Raw genomic sequence first — 17,842 nt, 5'->3', positions numbered from 1 at the left:
CAAGCGATCTCAGGGATGGCTCGTGCGGCGTGATGAGGGACCGGGTGTCGGTGTGGGCCGCGACCCGGTCCTCATCGACGCAGGGTGTTAGCCCTGTGCTTTGACGATGAAGTCGACGGCGTCGCCGACTGTCTTGAGGTTCTTGACTTCCTCGTCCGGGATCTTGACGTCGAACTTCTCTTCTGCGTTGACAACGATGGTCATCATCGAGATCGAGTCGATGTCGAGGTCGTCGGTGAAGGACTTGTCGAGCTCGACGGTGTCTGCAGCAATTCCGGTCTCGTCGTTGACGAGCTCGGCCAGGCCGGCGAGGACTTCTTCAGTGGACAGTGCCATGGTGTTATCTCCTTGAGTATCGATTGACCGTGAAACAGTCTATGGGGGTGGTTGCGCCCGGTACTGGCACGCGAGGGGTGTGGCTAGGGAAGTACGACGACCTGGGCGGCAAAGACGAGTCCGGCCCCGAATCCGATCTGCAGTGCGAGTCCGCCGGACACTTCAGGGTGTTCCTGCAGCAGCCTGTGCGTCGCAAGAGGGATCGAAGCGGCGCTGGTGTTGCCGGTTGTGGCGATGTCACGGGCGATGACGACGCTCTCGGGGAGCCGCAGCTGCTTGGCGAACTCGTCGATGATGCGCATGTTGGCCTGGTGCGGGATGAAGGCCGACAGCTGGTCGGCGGTGACGCCGGCCTTTTCCAGCGCTTCCTTGGCCACCTTGGCCATGTCCCATACCGCCCAGCGGAAGACGGTCTGCCCTTCCTGGCGGAGGGTGGGCCACGGCGCTTCGCCCCTGCGGTACTCCTGGAGCGTCGCGTTCATGCCGACGGCGCCCGCCTTGGAGCCGTCGGAGCCCCAGACGGTGGGTGAGATGCCGGGGAAGTCGCTCGGCCCGATCAGGGCGGCGCCCGCACCGTCACCGAGCAGGAAGGAGATCGACCTGTCTTCGGGGTCGACAACATCCGACAGCTTCTCGGCGCCGATCACGAGCGCGTACTTGGCGACACCGGTGCGGATGAGTGAATCGGCCTGCGCGATGGCGTACGGGTACCCGGCGCACGCGGCGTTGACATCGTACGCTGCTGCGGGGTTCGCACCGACACGATCGGCCACGACCGCCGCCATGGAAGGCGTCTGCTGGATGTTGCTGATGGTCGCAATGATGACGGCGTCGACCTCGGCGGGGTCCACTCCCGATGCTTCGATCGCCTCACGAGCGGCGTCAGTTGCCAGGTCCACGGCGAGCACATCCTGACTCGCACGTTTGCGTTCGATGATTCCGGTGCGCTGGCGGATCCACTCGTCTGAGGAGTTGATCGGTCCGACGAGGTCGTCGTTCGGCACTGACAGGTCACCGCGAGCGGCACCCATGCCCAGGATGCGCGTGAACGCCGGTCCCTGGGACTGGTTGAGGGTAGGTCTGGTCATTCGTCTCTCTCGGATAGCGGAGATTGTCTAAGCGTGAAGCAGTTCGAGCGCTGCAGGAATGTCGTCGGGTGTCTTGATCGCCACCGACGGCGTTCCCTTCAGCCCGCGTTTCGCGAGCCCCGTGAGGGCGCCCGCCGGCGCGACCTCGACGATGCCGGTGACCCCATCGGCCGCGAACGCGTCCATGCAGAGGTCCCAGCGTACCGGCGACGCCACCTGTCCGACGAGGAGTTCGACGAATTGCGAACCGGAGTCGACGACGCTGCCGTCGCGGTTCGTCCACAGGCGGAGTTCGGGGTCGGATGCCGTCAGGCCGGCGGCGACGGTCGCGAGCGCGTCGCGGGCCGGTGCCATGTACCTGGTGTGGAATGCTCCCGCGACCTGCAGGGGGATCACGCGCGTGCCTTTGACCGGATCGGCCGCCAGCTGTGCGAGCGCGTCAAGAGCACCGGCAACCACGATCTGGCCGCCGCCGTTGAAGTTCGCTGGCTCGAGCCCGAGGTCGGTCAGCCGCGCGAGCAACGCGTCGACGTCTCCACCGATCACGGCGCTCATTCCCGTTGGCGTCGCTTTCGCCGCAGCCGCCATCGCCGTCGCACGGGCGGCAACGAACCGCATGGCGGCATCCTCGGTGAGCACGCCGGCGCCGACGGCAGCGGTGATCTCCCCAACGGAGTGACCGGCGATGCCGGGGACCGTGGCGGGGTGGCCGACCTCGGCGAGTGCGTGCAGGGTGAGCAGCCCGGCAGCAACGATCAGGGGCTGCGCGACGGCGGTGTCACGGATCGTCTCCTGGTCGGATTCGGTGCCGTGCTTCACCAGGTCAAGTCCTGCGGCTTCCGAGTACTGCTCGACCAGTCGCAGGTAGTCGGTGTTTTCAAGCCAGGGGGAGAGGAAGCCGGGGGTCTGGGAGCCCTGTCCGGGGCAAACGAGAACGATCACGGTCCTAGTCTGCCAACAGACTGTGCGGCGGCTGTGTTGAACACGTCACAAGAATCCGCGAATCACTTGTGCATGTTCCACATAGCCATGGGGGTCTCCCTACCGCCGGCGTTTGAATCCGTCGGGCTCTGCGATCGAGCCGAGGATCAGCGCGGCCTGAAGGATGAGCGCCTCCCTGGCGCCGGTCGCGTCCCACCCGATCACGTCGGACACGCGCTTGAGGCGGTACCGGACGGTATTGGGGTGCACGAAAAGCTCGCGTGCGGTGGCCTCGAGCGACCGGCCGTTGTCGAGATAGCACCACAGCGTCGTGACCAGCTCGGTCGAGTGCGCGTGAAGGGGCTTGTAGATGCGTTCGATGAGCGTGGTACGAGCGAGGGAATCGCCGGCCAGTGCGCGCTCAGGCAGAAGGTCGTCCGCCTGTACCGGCCTCGGGGCATGGCGCCAGGCCCGCGCGACGGCGAATCCGGCGAGGGCGGCGCGTGCACTCCTTGACGCTTCAACGAGGGTCGGCACCGCGTGACCGAGTACGAGATAACCGGGGCCGAACCCCGGCTCGAGGTGCGTGGCGATCTCAACGAAGCTCAGGGATGCGGCTGTGCCGATCTCTTCGTCGTCGACACCGTGGCTTGTCTCGGCGCGTCCGATGACGAGGACGAGTCGGCCGCCCTGCACGCCGATGAGGACATCCGCTGCCATGTGACGTGCTGTTCGTCGCAACTGATCGACGTCGAGCTGTGGAGGTGTCGTGCCGACGAGAACGGCTACTTCACCGTGTCCGTGCCAGCCGAGGGCGGCAATCCGGCTCGGCAGTTCGTCATCTGCTTCACCGGAGAGGATGGAGTCGACAACGAGCGCTTCGAGCCTGGCATCCCAGAGCCCACGTGCCTCGGCTGCCCTGGCGTAGACGTCGGCCGCGGCGAACGCGATCTCCCTGGAGTACAGCAGGATCGCCTCGCGGAGGTCCTCGCCGCCGTCCTTGATTCGTTCTTCAACGACTTCGACCGTGACGCGAATGAGCTGAAGCGTCTGCTGCAGGCTCACCGAACGCAGGAGTTCCCTCGGGGCAGCGCCGAAGACATCCGCCGCGATCCACGGAGTGGACTTCGGGTCGTCGAACCAGGCGATGAACGAGGTGATGCCCGCCTGGGCAACCAACCCGACCGCCGACCGCCGCCCTGGCGGCATTTCTGCATACCAGGGCAGCGTGTCTTCGAGCTGCTTCAGCGTTGTGGTGGCGAGCTCGCCCGACAGTCGTCGAAGCCAGGCGAGCGTTTCAGCCTTCGAGCGCGGCACGGCCGGCGTTGTGATGGTCTAGCTTTCACCACCGGCATTGCCGGTGGTTCCAGCGTTGACGTCGAGAAGGTTGTACTTGTCGATGGCGCGGCCGGGCAGCGAAGCGTCGACCTCGCCGCGGGCGGCAAGCAACTCCAGTGCACGAACAACCATCGATGGTCCATCGATCTTGAAGTACCGACGAGCGGCCGCACGGGTGTCGGAGAAACCGAAGTTGTCTGCACCGAGTGTCGCGAAGTCTCCCGGCACGAACTGACGGATCTGGTCTGGCACGGCGTGCATGTAGTCGGTAACCGCGATGAACGGTCCCTGCTCATCCTTCAGTCGCTCGGTCACGTACGGCACCTGCGGCTCAGCGTCCGGGTTGAGGAAGTTGTACTCCTCCGCACGGATGCCGTCGCGACGCAGCTCCGACCAGGAGGTGACCGACCAGACGTCGGCAGATACTCCCCAGTCCTCAGCCAGCAGCTGCTGGGCTTCGATCGCCCACGGCACCGAAACGCCCGAAGCGAGGAGCTGAGCCCTCGGTCCTTCGGTCTCAGAGCCCTTCACCTTGTAGATGCCGCGGAGCAGTCCGTCGACGTCGAGGTTCTCGGGCTCAGCGGGCTGCACGATCGGCTCGTTGTAGACCGTGATGTAGTACATCACGTTGGGGTCTTCGTGCTTGCCGCCGTACATCCGCTCGAGACCGGCGCGCACGATGTGACCGATTTCGTAGCCGTATGCCGGGTCGTAGGTGACCGTGGCCGGGTTGGTCGACGCGAGGAGGGGGGAGTGGCCGTCAGCGTGCTGGAGACCCTCTCCCGTGAGTGTCGTGCGGCCAGCCGTTGCGCCGATGATGAAGCCTCGGGCCATCTGGTCGCCGGCGGCCCACAGTGCGTCTCCCGTGCGCTGGTACCCGAACATCGAGTAGAAGACGTAAATCGGGATCAGCGGCTCGCCCTGGGTCGAGTACGTGGTTCCGATGTTGGTGAACGCGGCAGCGCCACCCGCCTCGTTGATGCCGACGTGCAGGATCTGGCCCTGCGGGCTCTCCTTGTATGCGAGGAGGAGTTCGCGGTCGACGGAGGTGTAGTGCTGTCCGTTCGGGTTGTAGATCTTCGCGGTCGGGAAAAACGCGTCGATGCCGAAGGTCCGCGCCTCGTCCGGGATGATCGGGACGATCCGGTTGCCGAAGTCCTTCGAACGGATCAGGTCCTTGAGCAGTCGGACGAACGCCATGGTTGTGGCGATCTCCTGCGTGCCGGAGCCCTTCTTCGAGATCGCGTAGGTGGAATCTTCCGGCAGCTTGATGTCGGTGTACTTCGACCTGCGTTCGGGGACGTAACCGCCGAGCGCCGTGCGGCGTTCGTGCAGGTACTGGATGGCTTCGTCCTCGACACCGGGGTGGTAGTACGGCGGCTGGTACGGGTTCTCCTCGAGCTGAGCGTCCGTGATCGGCACGCGCATCTCGTCGCGGAACATCTTGAGGTTGTCGAGCGTCATCTTCTTCATCTGGTGGGTCGCGTTGCGCCCCTCAAATGACGGGCCGAGACCGTAACCCTTGACGGTCTTGGCGAGGATGACGGTCGGCTGGCCCTTGTGCTCCGACGCGGCCTTGAAGGCGGCGTATACCTTGCGGTAGTCGTGGCCACCGCGCTTGAGGTTCCAGATCTGGTCGTCGGAGTAGTCCTCGACCAGCTTGAGCGTGCGCTCGTCGCGACCGAAGAAGTTTTCACGGACGAAGGCTCCGCTTTCGGCCTTGTAGGTCTGGTAGTCACCGTCGGGGGTGGCGTTCATGAGGTTGAGGAGAGCACCGCTCGAGTCCTTCGCGAGCAGGTCGTCCCACTCGCGGCCCCAGACGACCTTGATGACGTTCCAGCCTGCGCCGCGGAAGAAGCTCTCGAGCTCCTGGATGATCTTGCCGTTTCCACGCACCGGGCCATCGAGGCGCTGCAGGTTGCAGTTGATGACGAAGTTGAGGTTGTCGAGTCCCTCGTTGGCGGCCACCTGAAGCTGGCCACGGCTTTCGACCTCGTCCATTTCACCGTCGCCGAGGAACGCCCAGACCTGCTGGTCGCTCGCATCCTTGATCCCGCGGTTGGTCAGGTACTTGTTGGCCTGCGCCTGATAGATGGCGTTGATCGGGCCGAGACCCATCGATACCGTCGGGAACTGCCAGAACTCCGGCATGAGTCGCGGGTGCGGGTAGGACGAGATGCCGTGTGGCGCGCGGGACTTCTCCTGGCGGAATCCGTCGAGCTGGTCCGTGGACAGTCGTCCTTCGAGGAAGGCGCGCGCGTAGGTGCCGGGGGAGGCGTGACCCTGGATGAAAATCTGGTCACCGCCGCCGGGGTGATCCTGGCCGCGGAAGAAGTGGTTGAATCCGACCTCGTACAACGCAGCGGACGATGCGTAGGTGGAGATGTGTCCGCCGACACCGATCCCGGGGCGCTGGGCGCGGTGCACGGTGATCGCGGCATTCCAGCGGATCCAGGCGCGGTAACGACGCTCGATGTCCTCGTTTCCGGGGAATTCAGGCTCGTTCTCGGGCGCGATCGTGTTGATGTAGTCCGTCGTCGGCACCATCGGAACGCCGAGGTGAAGTTCACGGGAGCGCTTCAGCAGGCTCAGCATGATTTCGCGAGCACGGCCGTGACCGTGGGTAGCGACGAGCTGATCGAGCGACTCTTGCCATTCCGCGGTTTCTTCGGGGTCAGCATCGAAGTTGTCAACCGAGTATGGGTCCTGGTCGTTTACAGTCACCGTCGACCTTTCTGTATGGGCAGATCGTGCCTGGTTTTCCGAGGTGCAAATGTCAGACAGGGTCGGGTTACGACGCGCGCAGGCACCTCAGATCAGCCTAGCGACTTACGCGGGCTACTGGCGACTTCCACAGCAAAGGCCGACGTGAGCGTGCGGGTGTGCGCTAACTCCCGGGCGATCGTTTGGTGTTGGGGAAGCGCGGGTCTAGTGTGTGTCACTGGTTTGGATCGGGATCCTCGCGCAGCCGAGGCAGGACCATTCCGGAAAGGACGCACACAGATGGCTCTCGAGAACGACACCAGGGCTCCCGACTTCGCGCTCGTCAACCAGTTTGGTGAGACGGTGCAACTGGGCAGCTTCCGTGGAAAACGGGCCGTCGCACTGGTCTTTTTCCCGCTTGCTTTCTCTGGCAGGTGCACGAGCGAGTTGTGTGAACTCCGCGACAACCTCTCGCTGTTCCAGGATGCCGGGATCGAACTCATCGGCATCTCCGTTGACTCCAAGTCCGCACTCAGGGCATGGGCCGAGCAGGAGGGTTACGAGTTCACTCTGCTGTCTGACTTCTGGCCCCACGGGCAGGTCAGCAAGGAATACGGTGTGTTCCTCGACTCGAAGGGATTCGCCAATCGGGCGACGTTCGTGATCGACGTGGATGGAATCATCCGCGCCAGCTTCATCACCGCTCCTGGCGAAGCCCGCTCGCTCGACGCCTATCGCACAGCTGTCGAGAACCTGCAGCGCCAGCCCGCCTGAGCGGGCATCCGGTTTCAGGTCGTGGCCGGAAAGTGTGTAACATGATCACGCTGCCATCGGCAGTGAGGGGCCTTTAGCTCAGCTGGTAGAGCGCCACGTTTACACCGTGGATGTCATCGGTTCGATCCCGGTAGGGCCCACAGTTGAAAATCCCGTGTAGAGCCAGGGGCTGGCGGCGCGCAAAGTTTTGAACGTTTTCCGTTTGAAATGCACGCCGCGTCCCCCAGGCGTCCCCTTCGAGTCGCGGCGCACGCACTAGTACCGGTTGGACTTGTAGCGGCTTCCGTCTTATTCCTCATCGTGGCGTCGGTGGCGCCGCATCCGCTTGCGGCGGGCATAGTGCGCGCGCGCCCAATATGAGGCGGCAGCCGCCGTCTGGACTGGCGTGTCGGCAACGATTCCCGAGTGTGCCGCGTACGCTGTCGACGGCCAGTGCAAAGCTTCTCTTCTCGTTGGTGGAACATGCCTAATGATCTCCGGCGATGGAGGTGGCACCCTGCAGGTTTCATCTTCGACGCCCATCTGGTCGCCGCCGATTCCTTTACCAACCCGGGGGTTTCGAGTAAATGACAAGGTCGCCGTGGAAGATTACTGTCCTCCCAGCGTCACGCTGGAATGGATGGATGCTCGTTACTGGCGTCCTCATGATCGACGCGGTCGTCGTCGCGATGCTCCTTTCGCCAATGGCCCCTGGAGAGAAGGCCTTCTGGGCCTTCTGGGGGTTAGTGGTTCCATTCGGTGTCGCTTTAGCAGCCCGGCACCGCTATGCCAGCGTGGCGGCCTGGGCGCGGGAACTGGTGTCCACCGAAGGAAACGAGGCGGTCGGCGTCGCGTTCTCGCGCGGCGCTTCGTATGTCGACGGTTCGTCCGCACCTGCCACGCCCTCCATCGAGATGTACAGCCGCGGTGTGCTGTTGGCAACCGAGACCGAGCTACAACTGTGGGCAGGACCGGAAGCAAGAAAGCCATTGGTCGTTGGTCCGCTAACCGACATCGTCACAGTGGGATGCGAGAGAAAACTCCCCGGACTGGGGTTCGCGCCTCTCCTTACCCTGACATTCACGGACGGTCTGGTCATCGAACTTGTCGTGGTGCGAGGTGTGTGGACTGACATGTTCGGTCCGAGTACTACACATTTGGGTCGTGTGGTCGAAGCGCTTCGCGCAAAGATCTCTCCGGCGGCCCCCGTACCGTAAAGAGCAGACGCCCTGTCAGAACGCGGTCCGTCCTAGCCAGGCCGCGGTTTTTGCGTTCGCGGAGCGCGTCGCGCGGCGCGAGAGCCGCTGACAAAACCCATGGTGGAACCGCGATGTTCGGCGTATCGTCATCAGCGGCGGAGCTGTCGCCTGGCGCGTGCGGGCATCGCTGAGGGCTTCGGACAGCGCCGAAAGGAGCTCGCCATGTCGGGCCGGATACACATCGACCACTTCACAACGCTCGACGGTGTCGCACAGGCGCCAGGAGCACCAGACGAAGATACCGACGGCGGATTCGCGTTCGGGGGCTGGCAGGCGCCCCTCATCGACAGTACTGACGGAGCTCAGGTCGACGCGGGGATAAAGGGCATGGACGCCCTGCTTCTGGGGCGTCGCACCTACGATATTTTCGCCGCGTACTGGCCGCACCACCTCGACGGGCCTGATGCCGACATCGCCCGTAAGTTTGACGCGATCCCCAAGTACGTCGTGTCGCGGGGAACGCCGGAACTCAGCTGGCGCGACTCGCACCTGCTCGGTGGTGACCTCAGGGCGGAGATATCGGCGCTCCGCGATCGACACCGGGAGATTCACGTCATCGGCAGCATCGACCTCTCCCGCACCCTCGTCACCGAGAACCTGTTCGATCAGTTGAACCTGTGGGTGTACCCGATCGTCGTCGGCGCGGGCAAACGCCTCTTTCCCGATGACGGCCCGCCAGCGTCCCTCGAACTTCTCGCCGCGGAGAGTGCGTCCGAAAAGGGCACGGTTCTCCTGCGTTACCGGTCTAAGGGTTCAATTCCGTCGACGGGCGACATGGGCGTCGAGAATCGCGGCTCCTGACATTGTCGTCAGGCGAGCTGCAGCTCCTTGAGCTGCCTGCGTGACGAGATATCGAGTTTCTGAAAGATGCTGCGCAGGTGGGATTCAACAGTTCGCGGACTCAGGAAAAGCTGCGCACCGACCTCCCGCGATGTCGCGCCGGTGGCTACCAGTCGAGCAATGTGCAGCTCTTGCGCCGTGAGTTCGTCGGTTCGTCGGGCGGTGCGCTTTCTCGGATGCTCGCCGGTGGCCTGCAGCTCACGCGCGGCTCGGGCGGCGAAGGCTTCCGCGCCCATCTCCGAGAAGCGTTCGTGGGCCGTTCGCAATTGGCCACGTGCCTCCTGGCGGCGTCCCTCACGGCGTAACCATTCGCCGTAGAGCAGCTGGGCACGCGCGGCCTCGCCAGCAATGCGTGACCTGCTGAGGTGCGCGATCGCTTGCAGATACGAGTCCTCCGCCGCGGGGCCCGCGATCGTCAGTGCTCGAGATCGTGCCTCAAGCCCGAGCGCCCAGTCCGTGCCACTGGCACGCGCGCGCACGGACAAGCGCGCGAGAGCATGCGCAGCGGTCTCCGTGTCGCCAGCGCGTACAGCTGCCTCGATCAACTCGGGCAGGCCGATCGTGCTCAGGGAGAGCTCGGCAGCGTCGGATGCCTTAACCGCCGCTCCCTGCGCGGCCGAATACTCGCCGAGCCCGTTGTAGAGCACGGCGCTTGCGTAGTGCGCCATCGCTGCCTCCACGCTGCCATCGGGGTTACCGGGTTCGAGGAGGGTGCGGTTGTTCAGCTCTTCTACCGCTGCCTGGTCACCGCCCCACGCGGCGAGGATGGCCTGGGTGTGGCGCAGTTTTACTCCGCCAATCGACTCCGCGATCGCCTCCGCCTCAGAAGTCAGCTCGCGCGCGCGGGGAAGTTGCCCGCTGATGGTCAGGATGTTCGCGTGGAGTTTAAGAGCGGCGGGGAGCCTCGCCAGAGCGCCAGTGCTGCGCGATACGGCGCCAGCGCATTCCGCGAGGCGATGGGCGCGTTCGTCGTCGAGGATGCCGACCGCGAGTCGGCCCGCGAGCCAAAGCCACGACTGGCTGACATCGTCCTGGACGGCGTCGGGGCGCGTCGCCGCACCCAGTGCGTCGAGCGCGAGCCGCAAAGCCGGGACACCCGGCGAATAGCCCTCGACCATCGTCACCGCGAGCCCGTCCAGAAGCAGGTCCACCGGCCGAGGGGACTGAGCTTGCGGTGCGGCGAGAACCGTTCGCGCGACGACCGCGAGATTGGGGGCGCCGCTGACGATTGCCGTGTCCAGTGCGTGCAGGTAGGTCTCACGCGACAGGGAGGGATCGTACGGGGCAAGCGTCGCCGCAGCGTCCAGCAGCATCCCCGGAACGTCAGTACCGCGGGTGAGCTGGAATACAATCTGGGCGCGCAGCAGTGTCACGCGAGCGCGTTCCAACGAGTCAGCCGGCCCAACACCGGCGACCGCGAGCAGGTCAAGTGCGTTCTCAAATGCGCCAGCGTTGGCCAGCGAGTGCGCGGCATCCAGCGCCCGCCTGGTGCGATCGGCGACCTCAGGGCTGAGCTCGGACGCACGTCTCAGGAACGCGCCTGCCGCGGCGTGGCCGCCGCGCGCACGCGCCCTCACTGCGGAGCGCTCCAATTGGCCGGCAACCTCCTCATCAACGCCGAGTATCGCTTGAGCGCAGTGCCAGGCGCGCCGGTCAGGGTCGAGGGTTGCATCGGTGGCCGCGGCCAACGCGCCGTGCACGCGGCGGCGATCCGCTGGCAAGGCGGCCCGGTACACCGCCGAGCGAACCAGGGGGTGGCGAAATCGCACCAGCGAGTCGATCTCGATCAGTCCGGCGGCTTCCGCCGGAGCGGCGGACTCCGAGCCCATACCAAGTTCGGTGACCGCACGGCACAGCAGAGCCGGGTCTCCCGTAGGCTCAGCCGCCGCGGTGAGCAGCAGCAGCTGCGTCGTCTCGGGTAACTCACTCGAGCGTCGTTGGAATCCACTCTCGACTCGGCCAGGAACATCCGACACGTCAGGAAGCTGGAATCCGCCAGCGAGTCGGACTGCTGGCGCACTTGCGGGGAGCTCAAGGAGCGCAAGAGGGTTGCCCCGTGCCTCCGCGATGATGCGCTCGCGTACGTCGTCGTCCAGCGGAATCCGAACAGCGGCGTCCAACAGCTTTCGCGCAGAGACGCCGTCAAGTCCCGTCAGCCTCAGCTCCGGCAAGCCGGGGAAGAGGGTTCGCTGCCCGCTGATATCCCGCTCACCGAACACCATGACGAGCCGGTCGGCATCTACCCGGCGGGATACGAATGCCAGCACTTCGGCGGAAGCATGATCGAGCCACTGCGCGTCATCGACCAGACAAAGCAGCGGACCGTGCTCGGCGACCTCGGCAATCAGGTTGAGAGTAGCCAGTCCAATGAGGAACCTGTCCGGTGCTGGACCGCTTCTCAGTCCCAGAGCCACTCCGAGCGCCACCTGCTGCGGTTCGGGTAGCGCGCTGAGATGATCGAGGAACGGCGCGCAGATTTGATGAAGCCCCGCGAACGCGAACTGGGTCTCCGTTTCGATACCGGTCGAGGATTCCACACGGAATCCAGAGGCAGCGGCCACATCGCCGAGATGCGCCAGCAGTGCCGTCTTGCCGATTCCCGCGTCGCCGCGCACCACGAGGGCCGCGCTGCCGCCGGCGTGCGCCTCGATCAGCAGCTGTTCGACCTGGCGGCGCTCCAGACGCCTACCCAGAAGCTTCAACAGGTTCGCTCCGTTCAGAGACCGACTGTTTCCACAACCAAACCCTGTGGCTACCACAGCATTATGACCGATCGCGGCACTTGAGCGCCCGGATCGGCCATATCGCGCCCATCTCAGTGTTTTCTACCGACGCGAGGCCACCGCTCACGGGCGACGCTGATGACCAGGGCAGGTTCGGTCACGAGATGCCCTTGGTTGAAAATCATTCGAGCAGAGGAGAAAGACCGTGGGAACCGAAATACCTCGAACAGAAGTCTGCGATGCAGGTGCGCAGACCGCGCGGTGCAGATCCGATCAGCGACAAGCTTCCCGCCGACCGTCGGAGGACTCGGAGACGGCACTGGAGGGCTCCGTGAGCCTCGCTGCGGCTCTCGCCTCGATCATGCTGAGCCTCGGCTCCGCCGGTGCGCGGACGCGCCGGTCAGGAGGATAGAACCGTGGCGTGGAGTACGCGCGAGCTCGCCGAGCTCGCCGGGACGACGGTCAACACGATCCGGCACTATCACCGGATCGGCCTGCTGGACGAACCGGAACGGACGTACAACGGATACAAGCAGTACGGCGTTCTGGAGCTGGTGTGCCTGTTGCGGATCCTCCGGCTGGCTGGGCTTGGTGTGCCGTTGGCGAAGATCGCTCATGTCGGGGCGGGTGGGCAGGCTGCGAAAGCTGCCCTGAAGGAAGTGGACGCAGAGCTTGTTGTGCGTATCGAGCGGCTGCAGCAGGCCCGCGCCGACATTGCAGCAGTCCTTCGTGACGACGCTCCACCCGACGCACCCTTCGGTTTCGTCTCCGTCGCGTCGCGGTTGTCGGAGTCGGACCGGTCGATTGTCCACATCTGGAACCGGCTCTACGACGGGGATGCGATGACTGACCTGCGTCGGATGGTGGAGTTGGATTCGGATGCCGGCGAGGTCGGGAACGAGATCGACAGGCTCCCGGCCGCCGCGGATGAAGCTACGCGGGCGCGGCTTGCAGGAGCTCTGGCGCCGGTCCTGGCGCGCAATCTGGCCGAATACCCCTGGCTGGCAAACCCGACCGAGCACCTCGCGAAAGGGGAACGCGTCGCGCGACTGACGTTTGTCGAAGCACTCACGGAGCTGTACAACCCAGCACAGCTTGATGTGCTCGCTCGCGCGGGTGCCCTCGCGCAGCAGTTGCAGGCTGAGGTCCCAGCCCGCGAGGTAGCTGCGTCCAGCCGTCGCCACGAACATCCGCTCTCTCCCCGACTCCGGCGACCGCTACCTCTCAGGGCTTGACTGTGTTCTGGGAACACAGCCTCTAATGGTCGGCACGTCGACATCTTCGACGCCTGACAACAGAGAGGAACCACAGAAATGAACCCCACAGAGGAACTCGTCCGCAATTTCCAGGAGCTCGTGGCCCAGGTGCCCGAGTTCGTTCAACCGTTCGTCGTGATGCTCGCGTCGATGATCCCATTCGTCGAGGGTGAGGGTGGTGCGCTCGTCGGTATGATCGGTGGGCTTAACCCGATTCTCGTCGGCGTCGCAGCGGCAGCCGGCAACTTCCTCAGCGTCCTCCTCGTCGTCGTTGTGAGTTCCAGGGCGCGTGGTGCTGTGGTGGATCGCCGGGCAGCGCGCCGCCAGACCGTGAGCGTTGCTGCGGGGGGATCCGCTGCCACGGAGGGTGGATACGTTGGGACGCTCGAGGAAGTCCCGGCGAAGCCTGAGTCGAAGGGCCGGCAACGGGTCAAGAGCTGGCTTCTGCGGTTCGGCGTGCCGGGAGCCAGCATCCTCGGCCCCCTGGCGATCCCGACACAGTTCACCTCCGCGATCTTCGTTGCTGGCGGTGCCTCGCGCGGCTGGGTCCTGCTCTGGCAGGCCGTCGCGATCGCGCTGTGGACGACCGCAGCCACGGTCTCGGCCTGGGCCGCACTCACGTTCATCGTCGGCATCTGACGAACGGAGTGGCGCATGTGTAATCGGGCGCTGCATAACAAGCCGCATAACAAAGGGAGGGCTGACCAATTGTGGCCAGCCCTCCCTTTTCTCAGTCGTGACGGTGGGGATCTCAGAACATCACCGTCGCGGCATCCGTGACTACTTCGTCGGCGGCACCGGCGCGAAGAGCGCCTCGATGTCGGCAAGTTCCATCTCTGCGGTTGCCTGGATGAGCGCCAGGAGATCGGTGTCGAGTCCAGGGGAGAACTCTTCAAAGCGCTCAGGCGCGATGGTCGAGGGCACCCCGGCCGGTGCCTGCTCGTTGGCGATGAGCTCTGTACCGTCGTTCGAGGGGGAGAGCCCCTGGAAGATCTTGCCCGCCTCCGACTGCCCGGTGAGGTCGAACGTGTACTGCTTGCTCTGGAGGCCCAGATCGAGCAGTTTCTTGACCTCGGGGAACTTCTCGGCGTTCGTCTTCGGAATGGGCAGCGCCGTCTTCCAGTTCACGCCGAGGGTCTCCAACGCCTTCGCGTAGGCGTTCTCGTGTGCCTGGTCGCGAACGATCAGGTACGCGACAGTAGAGCGCGCCGTCACGTTGTCGGTCATCTCGTAGATGCGGCACTTCTGCAGCCGGCCGGTCGACTCGAGCATGAGGTTGTAGAGCAGGTCGAGAACGAGGTTGCCCGAGTTGTATACCCAGCTCCCGTTCCACGGGTTACCCGCTGCGTCGACGGGAAGCGCACCCTGCGCACCAACGAGGTAGTGGTGAATGTTGCTCTCAGAGAGGGCGATGTTGAGCGGTGTCGCGCCCCCGGAACCTGGCTTGTCGACAGGATCGGTCGGCTTGCCCGAGTATTCCGGTGACCCGTCGAGCAGCCGCGAAATGGTCGTACCGATCAGTTCGACGTGACTGATCTCTTCGGTTCCAATTCCCTGGATCAGGTCCCGGTACGGTTTCGCGCTCGGACCACGGAAGTTCATCGACTGGAACAGGTATTGCATCATCGTTCGCATTTCACCGAATTGGCCGCCAAGCCCCTCCTGGAGCGCGTTGGCTGCTGCGGGATCAGGTTCGCCCGGCACTATTTCGTTGATCAGTCGTTGCACGTGAAAAAACACTGCTACCTCCTGTTTATGATCTGCGGATTCGCAGTTCTGACTCTGCACCCGTTAGGTGCGGTGAACCAGAGGCTGGACGCGGGCGAAATGCAGGGCTACTATCGCCCGCCGTCCGACGTCCACACACGACTTGCACAGGGTTCGGAGCGGAGTTTCCCAGTTGGACCGCGCACACTTGACCAATCAGTCGCCTGCGCGCCCGAATCGCCAGGCGTGACGTGAACCTGATTCGCGTCTCCCCGACATCGACCGTCATCCACGTAGCCGCAGAGCGGGCCGCACACAGTGCCCGCTTGCTACGACACGGCAGACGCCCCATTGAGTGCGGCGCAGCCGTGTCCAGGCTCACGCTGGGCGTGAACTGACGCGCGCCGGCCCAATCCCGGAAAACATGCTTCTACTTAAAAAAGTCACCCGCGCCCAAATACTCATCGCATCACTCGTGCTCGTCGGCGTGCTCATCGCCTCATTCCTCACCATCCAGGCCACTGTCATCCGTGCGCAGAGCTTCGCAACGGGCGACAAGATTGCAAGCTCGAGCACCAAGCTCGCCACCGCCCTGACCGGCACGTCGGCCCTCGTGTCGAAGGCCAAAGTCGACAAGCACGCTGAGGCGGTACTGGCCGAAGCAAACCAGGTCGTCGTCGAGGTGCAGGAGAAAGTCGACACGGCTCCGCTGACCACCTCGATCGCGTCTCTCGCTTCCTACGCCAGCCAGGACGAGGACACCGTGATGGAACTTGCATCGACTACGCAGGCGACGTCGGCTGAACTGCGCGCTCAAGCGGCAGAGGCCGACCGCCTGGCCGCCGAAGCACAGGCCGCTGCAGCAGCGGCAGCCGCCGCAGCCCAGGCCGCAGCCAACACCCCTCACGGCGCCCGTGCAACGGCCCGCGCCCTCGCCCAGTCCACGCACGGCTGGGGCGAAGACCAGTTCTCCTGCCTCAACAAGCTGTGGCAGAAGGAGTCCGGCTGGTCCGTGAGCGCGTTCAACGCCTCGAGCGGTGCTACCGGCATCCCGCAGGCTCTGCCAGGAAGCAAGATGGCAACCGCAGGCAGTGACTGGGCAACCAACGCCTCCACCCAGGTTGCGTGGGGCCTCGACTACATCGACCGTGCATACGGCACGCCGTGTTCAGCGTGGTCGCACTCGCAGGCCGTCAACTGGTACTGATCCGTACGTAACCGACGTCCCGCGCTACAGAGCCGGCCCAGAAAGCGAAAGGCTTTCTGTAGGCTGGCTCTGTGCCATATTCACTCCGCGAGGTCCGCGACACTGTCGAGTCGCTGTGGCCGATGGCCGGCGCTGAGTCATGGGATGCATCCGGCCTGATCGCCGGTGACCCGGATGATCAGATCTCCCGCGTGCTCTTCGCCGTCGACGCCGTGTCCGAGACCGCGGCCCAAGCCGTCGAGTCGAAGACCGACCTGCTGCTCGTGCACCACCCGCTTCTTCTCCGCGGTGTCACGACAATTGCCGGCGACACGTACAAGGGCTCAGTCCTCACCCGGCTGATTCGCGGACACTGCGCGCTGCTCGCCGCGCACACCAACGCGGATGTCGTCGCTGACGGAACCTCTGGAGTCCTCGCGAAGCTGCTGGGACTGACGGATGTTGTTCCACTCGTTCCCTCCGCCGACGGCGTCAGTGGCATTGGGCGGGCCGGGCGGTTGCCCGCCACGACATCGCTCGGCCACCTCGCACACACGCTCGCGAAAATTCTCCCGGCCACGGCCACCGGCATCCGTGTCTCCGGTGATTACGACTCCGAGATCAGGACAGTGGCTCTCTGCGGGGGAGCCGGTGACTCACTGCTTCGCGAGGATACCGTGACGAGCGCCGACGTGTACATCACAAGCGACCTTCGCCACCATCCTGCATCCGAAGCCCGTGAGCAGGCCATCCTCGGCGAAGGACCGGCACTCATCGATGTCTCACACTGGGCAAGCGAATGGCTGTGGCTCGACGTCGCTGCCGCACAGCTGGCCGAACGCCTGCCGGATCTCTCGATCGCCGTGAGCGACATCCGCACAGACCCATGGGACTTCGTCGTCACACAGTGACACCAGGCCTCAACACAACTCCAAACCAGAATCACAAGGGAACCGACGTGAAATCCAGCCTCGCGGAGCAGAAGAAACTGCTCGAATTGCACACCATCGATTCCGGGCTCGCCCGCATCGCCCACCGGGAGAAGAGCCTGCCGGAGATCGCCGAGTACACGGCAGTGTCCAGGGAGCGGACGGAACTCAGCGGTCGCATCGCCGCAGAGCTCGGTGAGCTCGAGGACGCGAAGACCGAACTCGGCCGGCTGGAAAGCGATGCCGGCGTGGTCGACGCTCGCATCGCGAGGGACACCGAGCGCATGAACTCAACCTCGAGCACGAAAGACGTCGCCGCGTTCGAGTCTGAACTCGAGTCGCTCTACCGGCGCAAAACGAACCTCGAGGACATGGAACTTGTTGTCATGGAACGCGTCGAGATCGCCGAGGCACAGCTCTCCGCGACTCGCGACCTCGACAGCGACCTCGAGGTGAAGCTCCACGAGATCGGGACGAGACGCCGTGCGGCGCTCGACGAACTCGCTCAGGAGCGCGCGACGCTCACGGCACAGCGTCACCTCCTCGAGGACTCGGTAACCCCCGAGCTTCTCGCGCTGTACGAGAAGCTGCGATCGAAGACCGGCACCGGTGCCGCACTGTTCCGTGCCGGGACCTGCGGGGCGTGCACGATGTCGCTCACCGGAAACGAACTCGTGAAGGTACGCAGCGCCGAGATCGATGAGGTTCTCGAATGCCCTGAGTGCGGCGCCATCATGGTGCGCACCGAGGAGTCTGGTCTCTGGTAGCAGCGATGCTCCCCACCGCCCGGTAAGCTCGAGGTG

15 protein-coding genes and 1 tRNA gene are annotated in these 17,842 nt (G+C 64.6%); 9 read left to right on the top strand and 7 right to left on the bottom strand.

What is annotated here, in order from left to right:
• Positions 1–87: 87 nt before the first annotated feature.
• The 5 genes from C3E77_RS07870 to aceE form a co-directional block, all read right to left on the bottom strand.
• Positions 88–336, bottom strand: a complete 249-nt coding sequence (locus tag C3E77_RS07870; RefSeq protein ID WP_108391126.1) for an acyl carrier protein — start codon at positions 334–336, stop codon at positions 88–90.
• A gap of 83 nt (positions 337–419) precedes the next feature.
• Entirely contained in the window at positions 420–1,424 is a 1,005-nt protein-coding gene (locus tag C3E77_RS07865; protein WP_108391125.1) for a beta-ketoacyl-ACP synthase III, read from the bottom strand.
• 27 nt (positions 1,425–1,451) lie between these two features.
• The gene (locus C3E77_RS07860; RefSeq protein ID WP_108391124.1) at positions 1,452–2,366 is read right to left on the bottom strand and encodes an ACP S-malonyltransferase; all 915 of its coding nucleotides are present in this window, start codon (positions 2,364–2,366) and stop codon (positions 1,452–1,454) included.
• Positions 2,367–2,465: 99 nt separating this feature from the next.
• Positions 2,466–3,662: a PucR family transcriptional regulator gene (locus C3E77_RS07855; RefSeq protein ID WP_108391123.1), complete on the bottom strand. Its 1,197-nt coding sequence runs from the start codon at positions 3,660–3,662 to the stop codon at positions 2,466–2,468.
• Between the two features lie 18 nt (positions 3,663–3,680).
• Positions 3,681–6,407, bottom strand: coding sequence for a pyruvate dehydrogenase (acetyl-transferring), homodimeric type (gene aceE / locus C3E77_RS07850; RefSeq protein WP_108391122.1), 2,727 nt, complete (start codon positions 6,405–6,407; stop codon positions 3,681–3,683).
• A gap of 279 nt (positions 6,408–6,686) precedes the next feature.
• Here aceE and C3E77_RS07845 point away from each other — a divergent pair, with 279 nt between their 5' ends.
• From C3E77_RS07845 to C3E77_RS07830, 4 genes are all read left to right on the top strand, one after another.
• Positions 6,687–7,160 (top strand): peroxiredoxin, encoded by a 474-nt coding sequence (locus C3E77_RS07845; RefSeq protein ID WP_108391121.1) that lies wholly within the window; start codon positions 6,687–6,689, stop codon positions 7,158–7,160.
• A 67-nt stretch (positions 7,161–7,227) separates the two neighbouring features.
• Positions 7,228–7,300 (top strand) — tRNA-Val (locus tag C3E77_RS07840).
• A gap of 504 nt (positions 7,301–7,804) precedes the next feature.
• Positions 7,805–8,356, top strand: coding sequence for a hypothetical protein (locus C3E77_RS07835; RefSeq protein ID WP_162924945.1), 552 nt, complete (start codon positions 7,805–7,807; stop codon positions 8,354–8,356).
• A gap of 204 nt (positions 8,357–8,560) precedes the next feature.
• On the top strand, positions 8,561–9,199 hold the full coding sequence (locus C3E77_RS07830; RefSeq protein ID WP_108391119.1) for a dihydrofolate reductase family protein: 639 nt from the start codon (positions 8,561–8,563) through the stop codon (positions 9,197–9,199).
• 8 nt (positions 9,200–9,207) lie between these two features.
• Here the strand turns inward: C3E77_RS07830 and C3E77_RS07825 are convergent, their stop codons facing one another.
• Entirely contained in the window at positions 9,208–11,940 is a 2,733-nt protein-coding gene (locus tag C3E77_RS07825) for an ATP-binding protein (RefSeq protein WP_198412128.1), read from the bottom strand.
• Positions 11,941–12,377: 437 nt separating this feature from the next.
• Here C3E77_RS07825 and C3E77_RS07820 point away from each other — a divergent pair, with 437 nt between their 5' ends.
• Together C3E77_RS07820 and C3E77_RS07815 are read left to right on the top strand one after the other, a co-directional pair.
• Entirely contained in the window at positions 12,378–13,196 is an 819-nt protein-coding gene (locus tag C3E77_RS07820; protein ID WP_108391118.1) for a MerR family transcriptional regulator, read from the top strand.
• 78 nt (positions 13,197–13,274) lie between these two features.
• Complete coding sequence (locus tag C3E77_RS07815; RefSeq protein ID WP_108391117.1) at positions 13,275–13,856, top strand: small multidrug efflux protein; 582 nt, start codon at positions 13,275–13,277, stop codon at positions 13,854–13,856.
• Positions 13,857–13,997: 141 nt separating this feature from the next.
• Here C3E77_RS07815 and C3E77_RS07810 read toward each other — a convergent pair whose 3' ends face one another.
• Complete coding sequence (locus C3E77_RS07810) at positions 13,998–14,957, bottom strand: manganese catalase family protein (RefSeq protein ID WP_108391116.1); 960 nt, start codon at positions 14,955–14,957, stop codon at positions 13,998–14,000.
• A 391-nt stretch (positions 14,958–15,348) separates the two neighbouring features.
• Here C3E77_RS07810 and C3E77_RS15640 point away from each other — a divergent pair, with 391 nt between their 5' ends.
• From C3E77_RS15640 to C3E77_RS07795, 3 genes are all read left to right on the top strand, one after another.
• A complete protein-coding gene (locus C3E77_RS15640; RefSeq protein WP_234031162.1) occupies positions 15,349–16,131 on the top strand; it encodes an aggregation-promoting factor C-terminal-like domain-containing protein in 783 nt (260 codons plus the stop codon).
• Between the two features lie 71 nt (positions 16,132–16,202).
• Positions 16,203–17,021: a Nif3-like dinuclear metal center hexameric protein gene (locus C3E77_RS07800; RefSeq protein WP_108391115.1), complete on the top strand. Its 819-nt coding sequence runs from the start codon at positions 16,203–16,205 to the stop codon at positions 17,019–17,021.
• Positions 17,022–17,068: 47 nt separating this feature from the next.
• Positions 17,069–17,806, top strand: a complete 738-nt coding sequence (locus tag C3E77_RS07795; RefSeq protein WP_162924944.1) for a zinc ribbon domain-containing protein — start codon at positions 17,069–17,071, stop codon at positions 17,804–17,806.
• The last annotated feature ends 36 nt before the right edge of the window (positions 17,807–17,842 follow it).

It is taken from the genome of Mycetocola zhujimingii (assembly GCF_003065425.1).
Classification (GTDB): domain Bacteria; phylum Actinomycetota; class Actinomycetes; order Actinomycetales; family Microbacteriaceae; genus Mycetocola_A; species Mycetocola_A zhujimingii.
Note: the sequence above shows the minus strand (reverse complement) of the source record. Positions and strands in the feature narration are given on the sequence as shown.

Excerpts from the sequence above, each read along its gene's own strand:
- C3E77_RS07870 (WP_108391126.1), bottom strand. The coding sequence starts at position 336 with ATGGCACTGTCCACTGAAGAAGTCCTCGCCGGCCTGGCCGAGCTCGTC.
- C3E77_RS07865 (WP_108391125.1), bottom strand. The coding sequence starts at position 1,424 with ATGACCAGACCTACCCTCAACCAGTCCCAGGGACCGGCGTTCACGCGC.
- C3E77_RS07845 (WP_108391121.1), top strand. The coding sequence starts at position 6,687 with ATGGCTCTCGAGAACGACACCAGGGCTCCCGACTTCGCGCTCGTCAAC.
- C3E77_RS07835 (WP_162924945.1), top strand. The coding sequence starts at position 7,805 with ATGATCGACGCGGTCGTCGTCGCGATGCTCCTTTCGCCAATGGCCCCT.
- C3E77_RS07830 (WP_108391119.1), top strand. The coding sequence starts at position 8,561 with ATGTCGGGCCGGATACACATCGACCACTTCACAACGCTCGACGGTGTC.
- C3E77_RS07815 (WP_108391117.1), top strand. The coding sequence starts at position 13,275 with ATGAACCCCACAGAGGAACTCGTCCGCAATTTCCAGGAGCTCGTGGCC.
- C3E77_RS15640 (WP_234031162.1), top strand. The coding sequence starts at position 15,349 with ATGCTTCTACTTAAAAAAGTCACCCGCGCCCAAATACTCATCGCATCA.